15 protein-coding genes are annotated in these 17,866 nt (G+C 32.6%); 2 read left to right on the top strand and 13 right to left on the bottom strand.

The annotated features are described in order from the left end of the window. Positions 1-54: 54 nt before the first annotated feature. The 8 genes from EL171_RS03545 to EL171_RS03510 all read right to left on the bottom strand — a co-directional run bounded on the left by EL171_RS03545 (position 55) and on the right by EL171_RS03510 (position 12,805). The gene (locus EL171_RS03545) at positions 55-1,266 is read right to left on the bottom strand and encodes a hypothetical protein (protein WP_005386159.1); all 1,212 of its coding nucleotides are present in this window, start codon (positions 1,264-1,266) and stop codon (positions 55-57) included. A gap of 113 nt (positions 1,267-1,379) precedes the next feature. Continuing rightward, on the bottom strand, positions 1,380-3,137 hold the full coding sequence (locus tag EL171_RS03540) for a UvrD-helicase domain-containing protein (protein ID WP_005386158.1): 1,758 nt from the start codon (positions 3,135-3,137) through the stop codon (positions 1,380-1,382). Further along, positions 3,134-4,852, bottom strand: a complete 1,719-nt coding sequence (locus tag EL171_RS03535; protein ID WP_050755792.1) for an ATP-dependent nuclease — start codon at positions 4,850-4,852, stop codon at positions 3,134-3,136. Before EL171_RS03535 ends, EL171_RS03540 begins: the two co-directional genes overlap by 4 nt. Before the next feature lie 224 nt (positions 4,853-5,076). Further along, entirely contained in the window at positions 5,077-8,211 is a 3,135-nt protein-coding gene (locus EL171_RS03530) for a type I restriction endonuclease subunit R (protein WP_005386156.1), read from the bottom strand. A 19-nt stretch (positions 8,212-8,230) separates the two neighbouring features. After that, positions 8,231-9,454, bottom strand: coding sequence for a restriction endonuclease subunit S (locus EL171_RS03525; protein ID WP_005386155.1), 1,224 nt, complete (start codon positions 9,452-9,454; stop codon positions 8,231-8,233). Further along, a complete protein-coding gene (locus EL171_RS03520) occupies positions 9,444-11,039 on the bottom strand; it encodes a type I restriction-modification system subunit M (protein ID WP_005386154.1) in 1,596 nt (531 codons plus the stop codon). The genes EL171_RS03525 and EL171_RS03520 overlap by 11 nt, the downstream gene beginning before the upstream one ends. Before the next feature lie 174 nt (positions 11,040-11,213). Next, on the bottom strand, positions 11,214-11,573 hold the full coding sequence (locus tag EL171_RS03515) for an MmcQ/YjbR family DNA-binding protein (RefSeq protein WP_005386153.1): 360 nt from the start codon (positions 11,571-11,573) through the stop codon (positions 11,214-11,216). Between the two features lie 11 nt (positions 11,574-11,584). Next, positions 11,585-12,805, bottom strand: coding sequence for a hypothetical protein (locus EL171_RS03510; RefSeq protein WP_005386152.1), 1,221 nt, complete (start codon positions 12,803-12,805; stop codon positions 11,585-11,587). Positions 12,806-12,916: 111 nt separating this feature from the next. On the opposite strand from EL171_RS03510, the gene EL171_RS09925 reads away from it, so the two are divergent. Beyond that, a complete protein-coding gene (locus EL171_RS09925) occupies positions 12,917-13,153 on the top strand; it encodes a hypothetical protein (RefSeq protein WP_155810143.1) in 237 nt (78 codons plus the stop codon). 121 nt (positions 13,154-13,274) lie between these two features. Here EL171_RS09925 and EL171_RS03505 read toward each other — a convergent pair whose 3' ends face one another. The 5 genes from EL171_RS03505 to infC all read right to left on the bottom strand — a co-directional run bounded on the left by EL171_RS03505 (position 13,275) and on the right by infC (position 15,864). Continuing rightward, on the bottom strand, positions 13,275-13,916 hold the full coding sequence (locus EL171_RS03505) for a PdaC/SigV domain-containing protein (RefSeq protein ID WP_005386148.1): 642 nt from the start codon (positions 13,914-13,916) through the stop codon (positions 13,275-13,277). A gap of 145 nt (positions 13,917-14,061) precedes the next feature. Further along, complete coding sequence (locus EL171_RS03500; RefSeq protein WP_039969095.1) at positions 14,062-14,607, bottom strand: hypothetical protein; 546 nt, start codon at positions 14,605-14,607, stop codon at positions 14,062-14,064. A 122-nt stretch (positions 14,608-14,729) separates the two neighbouring features. After that, positions 14,730-15,080 (bottom strand): 50S ribosomal protein L20, encoded by a 351-nt coding sequence (gene rplT / locus EL171_RS03495; protein WP_004696335.1) that lies wholly within the window; start codon positions 15,078-15,080, stop codon positions 14,730-14,732. A 46-nt stretch (positions 15,081-15,126) separates the two neighbouring features. After that, the gene (gene rpmI / locus EL171_RS03490; protein WP_004696338.1) at positions 15,127-15,324 is read right to left on the bottom strand and encodes a 50S ribosomal protein L35; all 198 of its coding nucleotides are present in this window, start codon (positions 15,322-15,324) and stop codon (positions 15,127-15,129) included. Between the two features lie 21 nt (positions 15,325-15,345). Then, the gene (gene infC / locus EL171_RS03485; RefSeq protein WP_005386139.1) at positions 15,346-15,864 is read right to left on the bottom strand and encodes a translation initiation factor IF-3; all 519 of its coding nucleotides are present in this window, start codon (positions 15,862-15,864) and stop codon (positions 15,346-15,348) included. 403 nt (positions 15,865-16,267) lie between these two features. On the opposite strand from infC, the gene EL171_RS03480 reads away from it, so the two are divergent. Beyond that, positions 16,268-17,761 carry a DASS family sodium-coupled anion symporter gene (locus tag EL171_RS03480; RefSeq protein WP_039969093.1) on the top strand — a complete coding sequence of 498 codons (1,494 nt, stop codon included), beginning with the start codon at positions 16,268-16,270 and terminating at the stop codon, positions 17,759-17,761. Positions 17,762-17,866: the final 105 nt, after the last annotated feature.

Genomic DNA, 17,866 nt, shown 5'->3' with positions numbered 1-17,866 from the left:
CAGGGAAAGAAATCGAAGGATTTCTTTCCTTATTTCATTTATAGACAGTTTTAACTAAATAATCCAAACATCACCTGCATATAGATTACCAGTAGACGATAATTTTACATCAGTAATTAATTTACGTAATTGCACTTTACTATATACACCATTATCTAGCGGGTATTGGATTGTATTTACATACTTATGGTTTTCATCATAAGTAATAAACATCAATATCCCCTGTTGATTATCTAACTCAAGATCAAGTAATAACCCTGGTATGCCATCATTCCAAACATAAGTATGGAGTCCCTTAGTTATCATTCTTGCTCCAGGGATACCAAAAAGCTCTGCCGACTTATTATCAATCTTATTTAATATACGAATTTCATCAACTGTACTAAATAAACCTTTTTCAGTTTCATTATTAGGTTCAATACGAATCTGTTGATTTATATTTTTATCAATTGTAAAGGTTACACCCTCTACTCTTTCATTTAGCTTTTTATCTTTTACAGCTGTTTTAGGTACTCTAAAGGAATACGTTTTATATGTCTCAACCTTACTATAGTCAGCTAACTCTTGAAGAGAATGAATTGAAGGCAATATATAATTGGCCATTATTGTATTAATATCATTGGATGTAACTAGCTTCGTTGCACGCGGATAAAGGATAACATTATACTCTTGATTTGGATGTTTACTCAGCTCAAATTTTAAACCAATAATCTCCATCTCAACAGCCCCTCTGAGCGTTGTCTTTCTCAAAGAACTTTTACTTAAGCCGTCATATTGAAAAACCACATCAGTTTTTTCAGTAGTGTTTGGTGTTTTATTTTCAATAATACCTGCAGCAATCATTGGGGAGTCTACTAAATAATGAGCATTTGAATTAGGAAAATCAGTTATAGCCTCTTTCTGTATTGCACTAAATGGAAGTGTAACTGATAGTCCACCATCATTATTATGTAAATTCACAATTGTATTACCGTCAAATTGACGACGCTTGATAGAATATAAATCATTTTTAAAGGATTCAACTTCATCATCATTAACAGCAGTACCAAACCCTTTAGGTATTCCCTTTTTCGATATAATCGAATCTATTATCTTTCTAGTTTCTACATCATAAGCATTCTTAATCTTTTCAGTACTATATACCCCCTGTACATACACATCCTTAGGAATACTTGGATCTGCACCAGGAATATTCACATCAACAGCATAACTAGATACACTAACAGCGCTCAATACAATAGCACTTAATAATAATCGTTTTAACATATACATCTCTCCACAAAATAGTAATATTAAGTGTATTGTAACATAATTAAACAACTTTTTTTGGGGTTACCTAACATACATATAAAATAGATTATTGTATAAACTCATAGATTCTAACTAACATAATCATTCCACGCAAAATCTAATTGATTAATACCAGGTAAATTAATAAAACAATTTTCCTTCTTAGGATACCCATGTGTATTTATACCAGTATTAACAGTAAAAAAAACATTTTTCTTTGCACGTGTTAAAGCAACATAGAGTACACTTAACTCTTCCCTAAACAAAGTTTTCATCTCTGGTAATAACAAACTTGTGCAGGAATCATTATCTAATTTAAAACTATTTAAATTATGACACTTCTTACACATATGTTTCCATGAAGGAAAAACACTTTTATTCATTTGTGGCAAAATTACATAGTCCCATTCTAATCCTTTAGCTGAGTGAATAGTAGTTAATACAACTTTTTCATCAAGATATTCTATCATATGTTTTAAGCCATTATTATTAAGACTAAACTCAATATTTTTATATCTTTCTTTTGTGGTACCCTCCCAATTTTTAGATACTTCAAATAACTTTTCTAACAACTTATATAACGAATCAAATATATATTTTTTTTGGTCATTAGTATAAATTTCATGTTCACGATTCTTAATAGCTTGCAGGCATTTTTTTAATGAACTTTGAACTGCATTACCTGAAACGTTATTATAAAACTCCTCTATTGCAACATTATAAAAATCAATAAATTCACAATCATCTTCCGAATAAAGCCCATTAAAAAAATGAATTGATTCATCTTTTAATTTTTCAGCTATAATGCCACCTTGCCATCCTGCTCGAAGTAGTATAGCAACATTACAATTACTTTCTATTATATTCTTTATTCCTTCACTAATAAAATTAACCTCTTCAGTATCTGATTGTAGTTTTTTTATTAATATAGAAGACTCTAACTTTGGATCTATATATTGATCTACATAAGCTCTTATTAGATGATCTAGTTCTTTTATAGAGGTGTTATTATATCTATAGTTATTCTTGAATGATATAATCTGTGGACTATAGTCAGTTTCTACACGTTGAAACACATCATCTAATGCGCCTAAAAAACCATAAATTCTTTGAATACCATCACCTAGAAAAACTACTTTATTATTATCAATTAATGATTTTATAAAATAGTAACTAAGAATATTAGTATCTTGAAATTCATCTATAATAATCATTGAGTAATAATTAGTATAAAATTTCTTAATATTATCATTAGATAAAAGTTTTTTAGCCGCTATTAAAATACCATTATATGTAATTATTTTTTTATTAATAAGAGTATTATTAATTGTTTCCCAATATTGATCCATAACAGATTCAATTTGAGAAAAATCAAAAGACGTAACTATTTTTATTAACTCTTCGATTATATAGTTATCGGATGAGGAAATTAAGTTTTCCTTTATAACAATACTATCACTAATGATTCTAAACTCTGAAAGATTTATAAATTCCTCATTCAATAAAAATCCATATTTATAAAGTAATCTCATTGCAAAATTATGATAATTAGCGATATCTAACTTCTTTAAAAGTAATTTCGAGTTATCTACCAATGAAGGCAAAAGCTCTTTGACATCTGACTTTATACGAATCGAAGCATTTACACTAAATGACATTGCTAAGACTTTTTTATTACTTTCAATATTACCAAGACTTAACTCTCTAGCAATTTTACTAACCATAGCTGTTGTTTTACCACAACCCGCTGGTGCGTTAACTATCAACCTAGGTTTATCCGAGAAAATAAAACTTAACTGTTCCTCATCACCAGAATGGAATTCTTTTAATCGATCTTCTAATGTCATACTACTTCCCCTTTAACTTTTTCTATCAATTCATCAAAAGCAGAAGGTATTTTAGTTACATACTTTGCTAGTATCGCACCTTTACATGCATTTTTTGAGTCTTTTAACTTCTTCAACTGCGCCTCTTTACATTCACCCACAATAGATTTTGCAGTAGTCTCATCTAACTCAATTATACTAGGATCTTCTTTAAACTTAGATACATCTAAATCACGTTTATATTTTTTTATAATACCAATCATAGACTGTAGTATATCTAGTTCTTTACAACACGTTAAATAATCTTTTAATTCAAATGATGCGAATACATCTTCTTCGTAATCTTTTTCAGTAGTAAAAAATATATTCGCATTATTGTGATATCTCTCTTTCTTATCAGCGTCTATAATTGCATAGGTCTCGATACCAAATAATTTGTATAATTCCATACAATATTTAACACTATCCGCACCATCTAACTTAATTACACCAACCCCATTTTCATCAAGATCAAATTTCTTTTTTTCAGCAAAAATCGGAATTGCTCCATTTTCAGTATCTCCTTCAACAAATATAATTTTCTTACTAAATGTAGCTTCTTTAAGATATAAAAAATTATGCAATAAATGTTTATACAATTTTACATCTAAATCAAATGAATTTCCCGAAGCTACTTTAATTGTTTGTGTCGCATTATCTTTATAAATTCTTAAAAATTGCTTATAGTCATTTAGCAAAATATTAGGAGAATGAGTTGCTATAAAGATTTGTCCTTTCAAACCATCAATGTTAAATAATCCCTTTATTAGTTTGATAAAACTTTCATTTTTATTATTTAATAGATCGTTAATCTTTTTCATTAAACTTCGTTGCCTATATGGGTGCTGATGAATCTCTGGCTCATCCAAAAGCAATATTAATGGGAAATAGTATTTCTCACTACTACATATTAATCGTTCTCTAAACTCCTCTGGTGTTTTTCCTAACATAGACCTATAAATTGCATCAATAATTTGTAGAATTATATTAAAAGCATATTGAATGCCCTCCCCTAAAGATGTCAGCTCCCTTCCATTTTGATCTCCCAATATAAGTAATCGAGCTAATAGTTTTTCATGACTTGAATCTAAAGAGGCATTGACAGAATCACCTGTTATATCATTTATGTAATTAATCGATTTATTTACTTCCCCAATGACATCATTAATCTTTGGGCTATTAATAAGATCTGACTCTTCTAACTTTACTATCTCAAGACTTTTTTTTATCAAGTAATTAAGAGTTTTACTACTCCCATTACTTCCTTTAAAGTCAAGTTCTTTAGATGGTAATCTCTGAGCAAAATAATAAAGAGAATTTATTTTTTTTATAATAGAAAAGCTTATACTCGTTTTATTAGGTGTATCATGGTAATAAGAAATCCTACCATCAATAAGATCTTGTTCTGCAATTATAGTTATACAGTTATCTTCATTTATATCAAAATTATCTTCAAAGAAACCTATGCTTGAATCATCATATGAAATAGTATATTTTACTTCAATTGGGCTCGATAAATCAGCAAAATCAGCTTCTTTAAACTTGCCTTCTGATAGTATTATATTTAACAATTCTAAAATATTAGTTTTTCCTATATTATTCTCACCAATAATGTAGTTTAAATCTTTATCAAAAACCATAGATTGACCACTTAAATTTCTATAATTTGATATCGTCTTAATCTCTTTAATATACATTTTACCCTTCACCTTTCAACGGAATTAGAACACGGCAAAGCTCTATAAGCATTTTTATAATAAAAAAAATTATCGGCTCATCACTACATATATTTAACAAAATATAAAAGTAGTATTACACACCATATAGTGTCTAATACTACTTTTTAACTTTCCTGACCATATATGGACAAAACTAAAATATTTTATTTTTCTAGCTCTTATCCACTAATACTTGAATAATGCTATTTCAACTCATCTCTCAACGGAATAACTTCTTCAAACAAACATACTTCCCATGCTTCTATCATATGTTGAGGGTATGAAAATGGATCGGAATCAGGGTGTTTTTGTACATATACAGGATAGTTAGCACTACCTACTATACGATTTTTGTTATATATATCCTCACCAACTGTAGATTGATTTACAGATACCATAAGTTCATCTACATCAACACACCATGTTGAAGCAAAGTCTTCAACAATAGAGTCATATGCCTTGGTAAAGTATTCTCGTTTAATTTTCAATAAATTACTATCTTTATCTATTACGTGTGTATCAATATCATCAAGGATATTTTTGTAGATAACTCGAACGGATTCACTCTTATTTAATTTAGTTAAGGCATCTTCAATCTTTGCACGAGTATCTTGACTATTCGGCTCATATTCACTTAATAAAGCATCTATATAACTTTTATCAACTGTATAAGTTTGAACTGTATTAGAATCAAAGAAGTCAATAAGTTCAATACCTGGTTCAGTTTTGTCATCAGGTTTTAAAGAGGCCTTTATAGTATTATACAAACCTATATTATCTTCTATAAGTGCAATTTTCTTAGTGAAAGTACCATTCTTGTCACTATCAAGCTCTATATTGAATTCATCATATGAGGCTATAGCACGATATGCTTTATTTAAATCTTGAAAACACTTCACAAAATTAATTCTATCTGATATGGGAGCATGTTCTGTAATAGGGTTATTAGAATTTACTGCATCTAATTTAACCAAAGCCATATAAGCTGCATTAAATTTCTTTTTAGATTCTTCATATGTTGGGTATATTAAACTACTGTTATTATTTGTTTGAGAATATAAACGTGTTGCCGCATATACATGTTCTTTCATAGTAGCAGGTTTTCTAAAGGTCGTAATAAGACCTTTATCTTTCCCTTTATACGTCCTATTTGTTCTAGAAAAAGCTTGTATAAGACCAGCATATTGAAGGTTTCTATCTACAAAAAGCGCCTGACATCTTGGTGCATCAAAGCCAGTAAGTAATCGATCGACAACAATAACTAAATCTAGATGTTTGCCGAACTCTTTAAACTCACCCTTTTTACGAGCTAAACGATTGTTAATATCCCCATTATAACGATTGATACTTTCAACAGACCAAGACGTTCCAAACATCTTATTATACTCAGCAATAATCTCTACCATTTCAGCTTCTTTTTCTGCTGAATCCTTTGTATTTTCCTCTAAAGAGTACGTTATAGCCACACGAGGAAAATCAGGATCATTCATAACGGTACCTTGTCGTAAAGGCTGATTAGGAAATTGTGTTTCTATCCAGTTTTTATCACCTGTAAACTCTTTAATAGCCTTATAATAACGCTTCGCCATATTGATAGAGCTAGTTGTTAAAATAGCCGACATTGTTGGTTTACCATCTTTAAATACAAACTTACGATACGCGTTATTAGGGCTTAAAATCTTACGGATTACTGATAAAATATGTTCATCAGATTCATAGTGAGCACTTTGAAGATATCCTTCCTTATCAATATCTTTCATTGATTCAACTGCAGATACGAGCTCCTCATCAGTAAAACTAATATTTTTCTGATCCGCACGCATAGCACGATATACTACATTAGCAATCTCATCGTCATGAATTGTAGACTCATGCTCCACTTGAAAGCCTAATACAGCACCATCTTCTAATGCATTTTTTATAGTGTACCGATGTAGCACTTCTCCATATTGGTCATGTGTAGTTCGTGCGTATTGTCCATCTGCACTTTTTTTATTTTCTTCAAAAATAGGTGTTCCAGTAAATCCAAACCACGTTGATTTAGGGAATACTTTTTTAATATCATCCATATTTTCAGCACTAATAGCACGATGACATTCATCCACAATAAACACAATATGTTTTCCACGTAACATAGCTAATTTATCGGGCTTATATTCTTGCAGATCTGCAACAGCCTTATTTAACTTTTGGCGTGTAGTAACTATAACTACATTCGTACTTGTATCCGATATAAGTGCTTTTGAAAGTTCTCTTGTACTGCCAGTACCAACAATCAATGTATTATTGTTAGTGTTAACCCCTGTAGAATAAGCAGATGCAAATTTAGTAAACTCAGATGTTGTTTGATTGTCTAAGTCCTTTCGATCTAACAACATAATCGTTCTGTCTACACCCGCTTTTTGAGCCAATAACTTAGTAGATACAAAACTTGTTAATGTTTTACCTGATCCTGTAGCATGCCAGATATAGCCAGACTCATGTTTACCAGCAGCTTTAAATATAGCTTCAATAGCATGAATTTGATATGGATGTAATACCATAAGAACTTTATTACTTGGTTCTTCACTGACTATCATATATTCAGATACCAACTCATGAGCCCTAGGTATATTTAATACCTGTTTAGCAAATTCGTTGATATTCTCAACCTTTGTATTATCTCTTGTGCGCCATGAGAACATAAACTTTTCCTGCAGCTCACCTTTTGGGGCTGCAGCCATATAACGTGTTGTTTGCTCATTAGACATCACAAATAGTTGTAATGTTTGAAAAATAGTATTAGAGAAAGTCCCCTCATCTACATATTTTTCAATCTGATAATAAGCTTGTTTAACTCCATCCTTAGCAATTGCAGTTTTCAACTCAATTTGAATAATTGGTAATCCACTAATCAATAAGGTAACATCAAAACGACGTTCCCTCTCTTCTAATTTAGAGCTACCTTTTGCAATTTGGTTTACAATCTCATAAGAAGAAAAACCGCCATTCTTCTCAAGATTAGAATAAACTACTAGCTCTATACGTCCTAAACCTTTATCACGCTCAAGAACAATAGAACATTTTCCCTTTTCCCCACGCAACCATTTAGCCGCATCAAATGGTGTTTTGGTACTAGCTAGGATTTCAGATTTAATTCTTTCAAATTCACTATCAGTTAAATCATGACCATCTAGTTCACTCTTATTTCGATTTTCAATTTTATCACGTAAATTCCGCCATAAGTCAGCTTCAGATTTTAAATCTGGACGATAAGTCCATTGCCCGTGCCCCTCACAAAGCAATTCAATTAAATTTTGTTCAAGCTGAGCTTCTTTTGTAATTTTCAATTTAACCATATAACACAACCCCACAAAACTATACAAACATCTTTTGAAGCAACCCTTTTTTCACCTCTTGTAACTTATCTAGCTTACGCTGATGAAGGGTAATATACATGTCTAAATCATCAAGTAGATTAGAAATCTTATTTTGCTCATTAATAGTTGGTAATTCTATGGTACCCTTACACAATTTATCATAGTAAAAATATAGTCTAACGCCACCCTCTTGGTACTTTTCAATCAAACGATTAAATTGATTTGATTTAAACCAATGCCATAAGAATTTATCACTGACTATATCTGTAGTCTTAAAAACCTCATATAAAGAACTAACAATAACATTATCAGGCTTATCATAATAACCAATTGATCCAACATTAATTCTAGCTGGATTATAAGCAAAGGAGTTTTGACTAACAATATAATACATGCTTTTATCAGCAGTTTTCATTGTTCCACCATTCTCAAATTGTTCGTCTTGAGGAATAAATCCAAACTCATTAGAAATTGAATAACTTTCATAGGGTTTATTTTCTTTATTTTTTATACCTGATAAATATGTAATATCTGAAAACTTACACTGTTCCCAAGCATCAGTAAAACCTTTAAATCTAATTTCAGGAAATTGACTTCCATTTTTAGGGAATAATTTTTGCAATAACGCTTTTTTAGCTAATTTAAGTTTTTCAAGCTTACGCTGATGAAGGGTAATACATTTATCTAACTTTGAAAAAATCAATCCGATTTTTGATTGCTCATCTTTTGTTGGAATAAATAAATAAAGATTATTCAAAACAGATTGGCTAATATTTTTATTAGCACTATTAGTAGCTTGAGACATAATTTGATTTCTAATCAAGACTGTTATAAATATAAATCTTTTAAAATTATAATCTAATCCATAATTATCTCTAAATCTTATAATAAACCCAGAAAAAGTTGTATCTTTTAAATCTTCAGAAATCAAAGCAGCCTCGCCGACACCTTCTAACTTAACCGAAGATCGAACAAAAAGTACATCTCCTTTCTGAAGATTATAATCTTTTAGTTGAGAGTCTGTTGCTTCAGCTTTTTCTAATTTAGTTAAATCAATAACATTGCTTCCAAATATATTTTGTAAATTTATAAATGGATATCCTTTCCCCATAGCCTCCTTAGAAAAATTCATTCCATTCTTTAAAGTCCCCAAATTTCCCAACTTACACTGTTCCCAATCTTCCGCAAATCCTTTAAATCGTATTCTCGGTTTATTTCTCATGATTAAATACCTCTAGTACGCCATTTAACCATTCTCTATCTTCCTCAGCACATTCTAATTGAAGAAGCATATCATAAATGTCTTGTTCTAATTTTGATTCTTCTTCATTAATGGCTTTCATTTCCGCACCTAGTGTAACCATGTCTATTGGTGCTTCTTCTTCGAATGTATCAACATAGCGCGGAATGTTAAGATTAAAGTCATTTTCTTTAATTTCTTCAAAAGAAGCTAAATAAGCATATTTTTCAATACTTTCACGGTTTTTATATGTATCAACAATACGTTTAATATGCTCAGGTTCTAATTTATTCTGATTTTTAAACTTAGTAAAATCATTACTTGCATCAATGAATAATACATCACGACCTTTACGGTTCTTCTTAAGAATAATAACAGTTGTAGGAATAGATGTGCCAAAGAAAAGGTTTGCAGGCATACCGATAACAGCATAAATGCTACCATCTTCTAATAATTTTTTGCGAATTGTGCCTTCTGCTGCACCTCTAAATAGAACACCATGTGGCAAAACGATAGCCATTGTACCAGATGTTTTTAAGTGGTAAAAACCATGTAAAAGGAAAGCAAAGTCAGCCTTAGACTTAGGGGCAAGTTTTCCGTACCTATTAAAACGTGCGTCATCCATAAAGGTAGGGTCTGCTGACCAGTTAGCAGAGTACGGAGGGTTCATAACAACAGAATCAAACATATATGGCTCATCTGTAGGCCAATCTTTATTCAATGTATCCCCATTATGTAATCGTTGATCTTCGGCACTTACCTCATGAAGAATAAGATTCATACGTGCAAGATTATATGTGGTTACATTTAATTCCTGCCCATGATATTGAACACGATCTGGATTATTTAAATATTTACGTACATTTAACATCAAAGAACCAGAACCCATTGTAGGGTCATATACTGTAAATGATGGTGTATCCTCTTGACCGATAGTTACTATTTGAGCCATCATATCTGATACTTGTTGAGGTGTATAAAACTCACCAGCTTTTTTACCAGATCCAGCGGCAAACTCACCAATTAAATATTCGTAAGCATCACCAATAACATCGCCATCATGACCTAAGACATCAACTTCATCAAGTTTTTTTATCACTTCACTAATTGTAATATTACGTTGGTTAGCATCAACGCCTAATTGTTTTGAATCTAGATCAATATCATCAAATAAACCTTCAAATTGTTTATATGCTGTTTCTAAACGTACAAAAGCATTTTTTAAATGAACTAATTCAAAAGAATTATCTTTAACAGCATTAGCAAGCTCACTAAATAAATATTGAGGCTCTATATGATATCCCAATGTATCAGACATGGTAGCAATAAAGAAATCTTTACTTTTATCATCCAAAATATATGATTTATATAATTCTGTTTGCTTTGCTACAGTATTGTATTCATCAAGAGATTTATAAGCTTTTACAACTGTTGATTCCAATAATTTATCGGATAAATATTTATAGAATATTAACCCTAATAGATAATCTTTATATTGATCAGCACTCATCTTACCGCGTAAACTATCAGCAGCACTAAATAATTTTTGATTTAATTCGGCACCCATAATATCTCCTAACTTTTCATTATTTATTCATAGTAATTAATTTTATTCTACTACAAAAAATACCACATATAAACACTTTACTAAAGTAACAGTGAAAATATGTGGTAAATTTTACATATAACAATAATATGTAATTATTCTTTTATTTTAAATATCAATTTAGCCTAAATGCTCTTACTTCTTCCCCACCAACCGATAGCTCATATCGACTAACATTTTAAGTTTCTCTATATCTTCATATCTTTCAATATCCATCGAGATCCAGTGTTGTTTATTCATATGATACGCAGGGTAGATTCCACTTTCACGAATTAGATTTGGAATTAAATCAGGTTCGCATTTTAGATTGACTACATCCATAGGTTCATTTGTATCTTGACCTAATTGATACCCTTTAATAGCAAAGATTCCAGCAAACCATTTCTGATTATCTCTACGCCGGATAACAACATAGTCTGGGTATTTCTCCCATGGATAATCAACATCACAGATATATTCTTGTTGTAAATAGTTAATAAAATTATTACGATTCATGATTTTCTAGCTTATTTAACAGTTGACCTTTCATACATTCCCTTTGGTATAGCACTCATACCTGCCATTCGTTTGGAATATTGTTCTTTATCATTTGAATTTTCAGCATATTGAACAACATCCCTTAATTCTTTTGATGGAATTTTAATATCTAAGTCTGTCATTATAAAGTGAGTATATAAATATTTATCATCATATAGCGATTGAATATACATTTTCGATGTAGATCGTTCTACTTCCATATAAATAGCTGGAGTAGCATCATTCCATACAGTAGCATATTGGATTGGTTTATATCCAGAATAAGGCTTATACTTCGTAAAGAACTCTATTACTTCAGCAAATAATTTATGTTTATTCGCTATCTCTGTTGGAGTTAATTCTCTTACCATGACGCCCTCACGATACCCTTTACCATCATAACTATAAATAGCATCAGCCTCAGTACCACTATACGTTAAATTACTCGATTTAAGTGTTTGGAATGTAAATCCCTTTATAGTAAAAGGTTTAGTTCTTGAAAGTACTTGTTTTGCTGGTTCAATTGAAGGTAATACATAATTAACTAATGGTGACATTAGCTCTTTATATACATATTCTTGATTATGTTTCTTTAGCAATTCTAGTTCTCTAGACTTACTTAAATCATAAGTAACTTGGTAAGATAATGAAGGATCAGCTTTCATTCTAAAGCTTAGGACTCCTTCTAAAGTTCCCTTTTGATTTTGTCTAACTTCCCATGAACCATTTTTAATGGTCGGATATGAGAATGTATTGGCCTTAGAGTTTCCTTCTTTTTCCTTGTGAATCGAGTATTTTAAATTACCTTCATTAAAGATAAAATTGCCCCGTTTTACTTCTGTAGTCATAGGATCCCCTTTAATAGTTACTCCGAATCGACTACCTGAAGGAATTGTAAACTTTATATTTGCTCCATCATTCTTTAAAATAAACACAGAAGATGAAAAGCCTGCAGAGTGATTTAATTCCTCTGCAAAGTAAACTAATTCATCTATAGACCAGTTTTTAGGCTTATTATCAGCATATTGTTTTCTTATCATAGTATTTACGTCAGACTCCATTTGCTTAGCTGTAGCATCCGACTTACGATAGTTTTGATATGCATCCTTTGAAATTGTAGGATCTGCACCTGGTATATTAATATCAATTGCTTGGCTACCTAATGTCACAAAACTAAAACATAGTGCAGCCATTAACGCACGTTTCATCATAAACTCTCATCCTTTCACATAATGTCTCCCCAATATTATATATATAGAATATCATATTTTATTTGACTCATAGTAGTATAATATAAATATAGGAACAAGGAGGTAATTACTATGAAATTTACAAAACGTATACTCATCATGACTGCTTTAGCCGTAACCGCTGTTGTATCTACTGGATTTGCTTACGATTATGTATGCAATAACTCTCAGTACAATTGCAACACTAACACACAATACAACTCCGATAACAATACGAACAATACTAACTATGCAACATCCAACAATAACAACCAAAATTATTGCGGTCCAAACTCTAATTTTAGAGGATGCGGCGGATATAGAAGATAATTTGGTAAGTATACTAAAAGCCTATAGTACTAAAATGTACTATAGGCTTTTGTCGTATATTACAAGAATACTATTTAATTTATCAAAATACAGTTAGGATCAATATGGCAACATACTTTTATCAGGAGTTCATTCTGTTAAAGTATTCAATGGCTTTTGGTGAGAATTCAACGAATGTATTCCCATAAGAGAATGGTCCTAATTCATATGGTTGGTATACAAGGCCTATAGCGCCTTTACCTTTCAAGTAGTAGTTATCAGAAACATATTCTACATTCCAGTTAGGTAGTAGGTCTGCTTTTTTATGACCTTCACTATAGAAGCGCAAAATACCAGAGTTAATGCCCCGTTCTATTTGTTGTGGATTAGCAATTTTTATATAGTTATATAGTGGAATTCTTTGGCCAGTTATCTTGTTATATACTAAGCCTTTAGTGTTATACATACCATGCGCACTACCCGCATGATAGTGATAGGTAGTTAACAAAATAGATACTACTTGAGCATCTTCATAGGTAACTTTATAATTTTGTTTTACTTGATATGCATGTTGATCGTAATAGACTGATTTTGCATATAAAACATAGTTAGCAATGTCTGTATTAATTGCTTTTTGTGCAAACATATTATTGGTATATACCAATGGATATTTTAATTCCATGTTTACATCGGATTGACTACCTGTAACAACAGTTGCATACGTAGGTACCGCCAACATAACACCTAACATAGAGGTCATACATAGCTTTTTAAAGATCCCCATAATAATGTCTCCTTTTAACAAACACCTTTAAATAGGTTCATTACTGTGTTAGTTCTACAAGCTATGATAAAACTCCTCTTTTATATTTTATTTTTCTGATAATTTATTCATTATATAAAATAACAAGACTATCTAGTCTTTCACACTAAATGTTAGGAAGAATGCCCCCTAATACAGCACTAAGAAGCCCAAGTACAATCATCCAAATTGATATAAACATTAGAACAAAGGATGTATGTGTGTAGATTTGTATAGTAAATTGATTATAATCAATAGCACCTTTAATTACCTTATCGCCTACTTTTTTCATAACTGCATCTAGTACAAAGGGATCTTCTGTAACGGATAGTCTATAGGTGCCTGGACCCGCATCAAAGGTATATAATTCCATTCTTGAGTGAGTAATACCATTAACTCGGGCGCGCATAATAGATAGAAATAAAGGAATTGTCCTTCCCGTTTTTTCATCAACTAAGTTAAAACCAAATTCGCCAATAGGCGCCTTTGTAAACATTTTTCCACTAAGCCATAGGCCATACGTACCTGCTCGCTCTAACGTAAAGGTGCCTTCTTTATTTACATAGGGCATTTCATAGAGCATCTTGGCTCTACCAAAACGAATCGTATTTTTAATACCTAAATAGAACAAACAAAGTCCTAAGGGTATCAATAGATAAAATAATTGTTCCATTGCCTGCGCCTCCTCTATTCGCCCGCTTTTACACAACACGATATGTATTTTCAATATATCATACTTTCACCATACAAAAAAGGACCCTCCAAAGAGAGTCCTTAGTCTGTATTGTTATGCTATTAAGCGTTTTTAGCTACTTCAACAAGTTTAGCGAATGCTGCTGCATCGTTAACTGCCAAGTCAGCCAACATTTTACGGTTAACTTCAACGCCTGCTTTAGCCAAACCAGCGATGAAACGGCTGTAAGTTGTGCCATTGATGCGAGCCGCTGCGTTGATACGAGCGATCCACAATTGACGGAATTCGCGTTTTTTCGCACGACGGTCACGACGAGCGTAGTACAACGCTTTCATTACTGTTTCGTTAGCTTTTTTGAACAAACGAGAACGTGTACCGCGGTAACCTTTAGCTAATTTTAAAATCTTTTTATGACGTGCATGAGCTGTAACGCCCTTTTTCACTCTTGCCATTGTATATTCCTCCTAAATTACGATATATCGATCTAATAGTTAACGATTAAGCGTATGGTAAGCATTTAGCTACGCGTTTGTGGTCAGCTTTTGCAACCAATGTAGCTTTACGCAAATTACGTTTACGAGCTGGAGATTTTTTCTCAAGAATGTGGCTTTTGAAAGCTTTTGCACGCTTGAATTCACCAGTACCAGTTACTGCGAAACGTTTAGCCGCTGCGCGACGAGTTTTAATTTTTGGCATAATTATAATCCTCCCAAAACATTATTTACTTACTAAAATCATGGTCATGTTACGACCTTCTAATTTAGCTGCTTTTTCAATAGACGCTGTTTCTTTGAGTTCTTCAGCGAAACGTGTCAATACTGCCATGCCTAGTTCTGGATGTGAAAGTTCACGACCGCGGAACATGATAGTTACTTTTACTTTATTACCTTCACCCAAGAATTTGGATGCGTTTTTCATTTTTACGTAAAAGTCATGGTCTTCAATATGTGGACGTAACTTAACTTCTTTTAAAGTTACGATTTTTTGTTTCTTCTTCGCTTCTTTCTCGCGTTTTTGTTGTTCGTAACGATATTTACCGTAGTTCATAATGCGAGCTACTGGTGGTTTAGCGTTAGGTGCAATTTCCACAAGATCAAGATGCTTTTCTTCAGCTAATGCCAACGCCTCACGGCCAGACATGATGCCGATTTGTTCGTTTTCAGGACCTACGACACGAAGTTCACGAGCACGAATCTCTTCATTAATGCGTGGTGTATCCTTGCTAATAGCGTTCACCTCCAAGAGAATAAAAAAAACGGACGGCAAACACCATCCGAATAGAGTTCTCTATATTAACCTCATACTTCTTGGTATTAGGTGAGTGGCGGATGGCCTCTGCTTCATAAATTACTTAATTATAATAACAAATCGAATAGTGAAAGTCAATAAGAATATTGATCCTTTCTCAATAAATTTATTATTACAACTCTTATAGTATAACAGACATTAGAATTTCTGTATATAGGTATACTTACTGACACCGTTCTCTCTTTATGTATACAATATTCTTATAAATTATACAACTAATTCTATAGAAAATACGATACAATAATATTTATAGAATAGTCTAGCTTATATAGTTTACCTTATTTATTATTATACAGTAATAGTTATGATACAAATAGAAAGGAGTTTTATTATGAGTGTAACAACCACTGCCCCTCCACAAAAGGCGCGTACAACGGCTCAAAATATTGGACTTATTTTATCCTTTATTGTTTTAGGTGCTATTTTATTATTGCCTACACCGGACACATTATCTACCGGTGGTCATCGTATGATCGGTGTGCTCGCCTTTGCTATCATCCTGTGGATGACATCAGCTGTTTCCTATCCAGTAAGCGCCACCATGATTACAGCGCTTACGGCGCTACTATTAGGTTTCTCACCAAATCCAGAAGCACCTGCTAAGGCTATGGGCACAGCCAATGCGTTAAAACTCATCATTTCTGGTTATTCTTCACCGGCCATGATTCTCGTAGGCGCTGCTATGTTTATCTCTGTAGCTATGCGTAAGACAGGTCTAGATCGTCGTATTGCCATGTTAGTACTGTCTAGCGTTGGTACTAAAGTAAGCCGGATTTATTTAGGTGTTATTATTACAGGCCTTATCCTCGCCTTCTTCGTACCGAGTGCAACAGCCCGTATTGCCTGTTTAGCACCAATTATCATCGGTATTGTTGAGAACTTAGGTATTGAACGTAAAAGCCGCGTAGCAGCACTCCTCATGGTAGGTGCCGTACAGGCCGATACATTCTGGAATATTATGATCCAAACAGCGGCTGCACAAAATCTTGTAGCCGTAGGTTTTATGCAAACTCAGATGAATACTTCTATTAGTTGGATTGATTGGCTAACCGCAGCAGCTCCATTCTCTATTACTATGGTTATCATCGCCTACTTCTTAACACAAGCATTAATTAAACCGGAGTTCAAAGAACTTGTAGGTGGCGATGTACAGCTCGCTAAAATGCTCCAAGAAATCGGCCCTATGAGCAATGATGAAAAGAAACTATTATGTATCTCTATTGGACTACTTGCATTATGGGCTACTGGGGGTAAGCTACATTCCATCGACACAACGACTACAACAATAATTGCCATTGCATTATTCTTCTTCCCTAAAATTGGCATAATGGATTGGAAGTTTGCACAGCCAAACATCGACTGGGGCTCCATCGTTATGTTTGGTGCTGGTATCGGCCTTGGCTCTGTATTACTTAAAACAAAAGCAGCCACTTGGCTTGCTCAAGTATTCGTAAATGCTTTCTCCCTTGAAAGCGCCAGCGTATTTATTTTAATTGCTGTAATGGCTGCCTTCCTCATTGTCATTCACCTAGGCTTTGCCTCTGCTACAGCCCTCTCCTCTGCTATGATTCCTATCGTAATATCCATCGTAGTAGGTCACAATGCAGAAGGTCTTAACCCAATCGGCGTAACCATGCTCATGCAATACGCTATCTGCTTCGGTCTAGTATTACCAGTAAACTCACCACAAGGTATGGTGGCTTACGGTACAGACACATTCGACGTAAAAACATTTATGACTACAGGCATTCCATTAACCATCATCGGCTATGTTATGATGCTCGTATTTGCCCTAACATACTGGCACTGGATTGGTATCGCATAATACTGTACTTTCATAAAAATTATATATAAACCAAAAGGCTCTGTCATAAGACAGAGCCTTTTAAATTCACTATTTTCAATTGATTAATAACCTAAAGAGCACAAT

The organism is Veillonella dispar (genome assembly GCF_900637515.1).
Lineage (GTDB): Bacteria > Bacillota > Negativicutes > Veillonellales > Veillonellaceae > Veillonella > Veillonella dispar.
This window is presented reverse-complemented; position numbering and strand designations above follow the sequence as displayed.

Excerpts from the sequence above, each read along its gene's own strand:
- EL171_RS03545 (WP_005386159.1), bottom strand. The coding sequence starts at position 1,266 with ATGTTAAAACGATTATTATTAAGTGCTATTGTATTGAGCGCTGTTAGT.
- EL171_RS03540 (WP_005386158.1), bottom strand. The coding sequence starts at position 3,137 with ATGACATTAGAAGATCGATTAAAAGAATTCCATTCTGGTGATGAGGAA.
- EL171_RS03535 (WP_050755792.1), bottom strand. The coding sequence starts at position 4,852 with ATGTATATTAAAGAGATTAAGACGATATCAAATTATAGAAATTTAAGT.
- EL171_RS03530 (WP_005386156.1), bottom strand. The coding sequence starts at position 8,211 with ATGGTTAAATTGAAAATTACAAAAGAAGCTCAGCTTGAACAAAATTTA.
- EL171_RS03525 (WP_005386155.1), bottom strand. The coding sequence starts at position 9,454 with ATGAGAAATAAACCGAGAATACGATTTAAAGGATTTGCGGAAGATTGG.
- EL171_RS03520 (WP_005386154.1), bottom strand. The coding sequence starts at position 11,039 with ATGGGTGCCGAATTAAATCAAAAATTATTTAGTGCTGCTGATAGTTTA.
- EL171_RS03515 (WP_005386153.1), bottom strand. The coding sequence starts at position 11,573 with ATGAATCGTAATAATTTTATTAACTATTTACAACAAGAATATATCTGT.
- EL171_RS03510 (WP_005386152.1), bottom strand. The coding sequence starts at position 12,805 with ATGATGAAACGTGCGTTAATGGCTGCACTATGTTTTAGTTTTGTGACA.
- EL171_RS09925 (WP_155810143.1), top strand. The coding sequence starts at position 12,917 with ATGAAATTTACAAAACGTATACTCATCATGACTGCTTTAGCCGTAACC.
- EL171_RS03505 (WP_005386148.1), bottom strand. The coding sequence starts at position 13,916 with ATGGGGATCTTTAAAAAGCTATGTATGACCTCTATGTTAGGTGTTATG.
- EL171_RS03500 (WP_039969095.1), bottom strand. The coding sequence starts at position 14,607 with ATGGAACAATTATTTTATCTATTGATACCCTTAGGACTTTGTTTGTTC.
- rplT (WP_004696335.1), bottom strand. The coding sequence starts at position 15,080 with ATGGCAAGAGTGAAAAAGGGCGTTACAGCTCATGCACGTCATAAAAAG.
- rpmI (WP_004696338.1), bottom strand. The coding sequence starts at position 15,324 with ATGCCAAAAATTAAAACTCGTCGCGCAGCGGCTAAACGTTTCGCAGTA.
- EL171_RS03480 (WP_039969093.1), top strand. The coding sequence starts at position 16,268 with ATGAGTGTAACAACCACTGCCCCTCCACAAAAGGCGCGTACAACGGCT.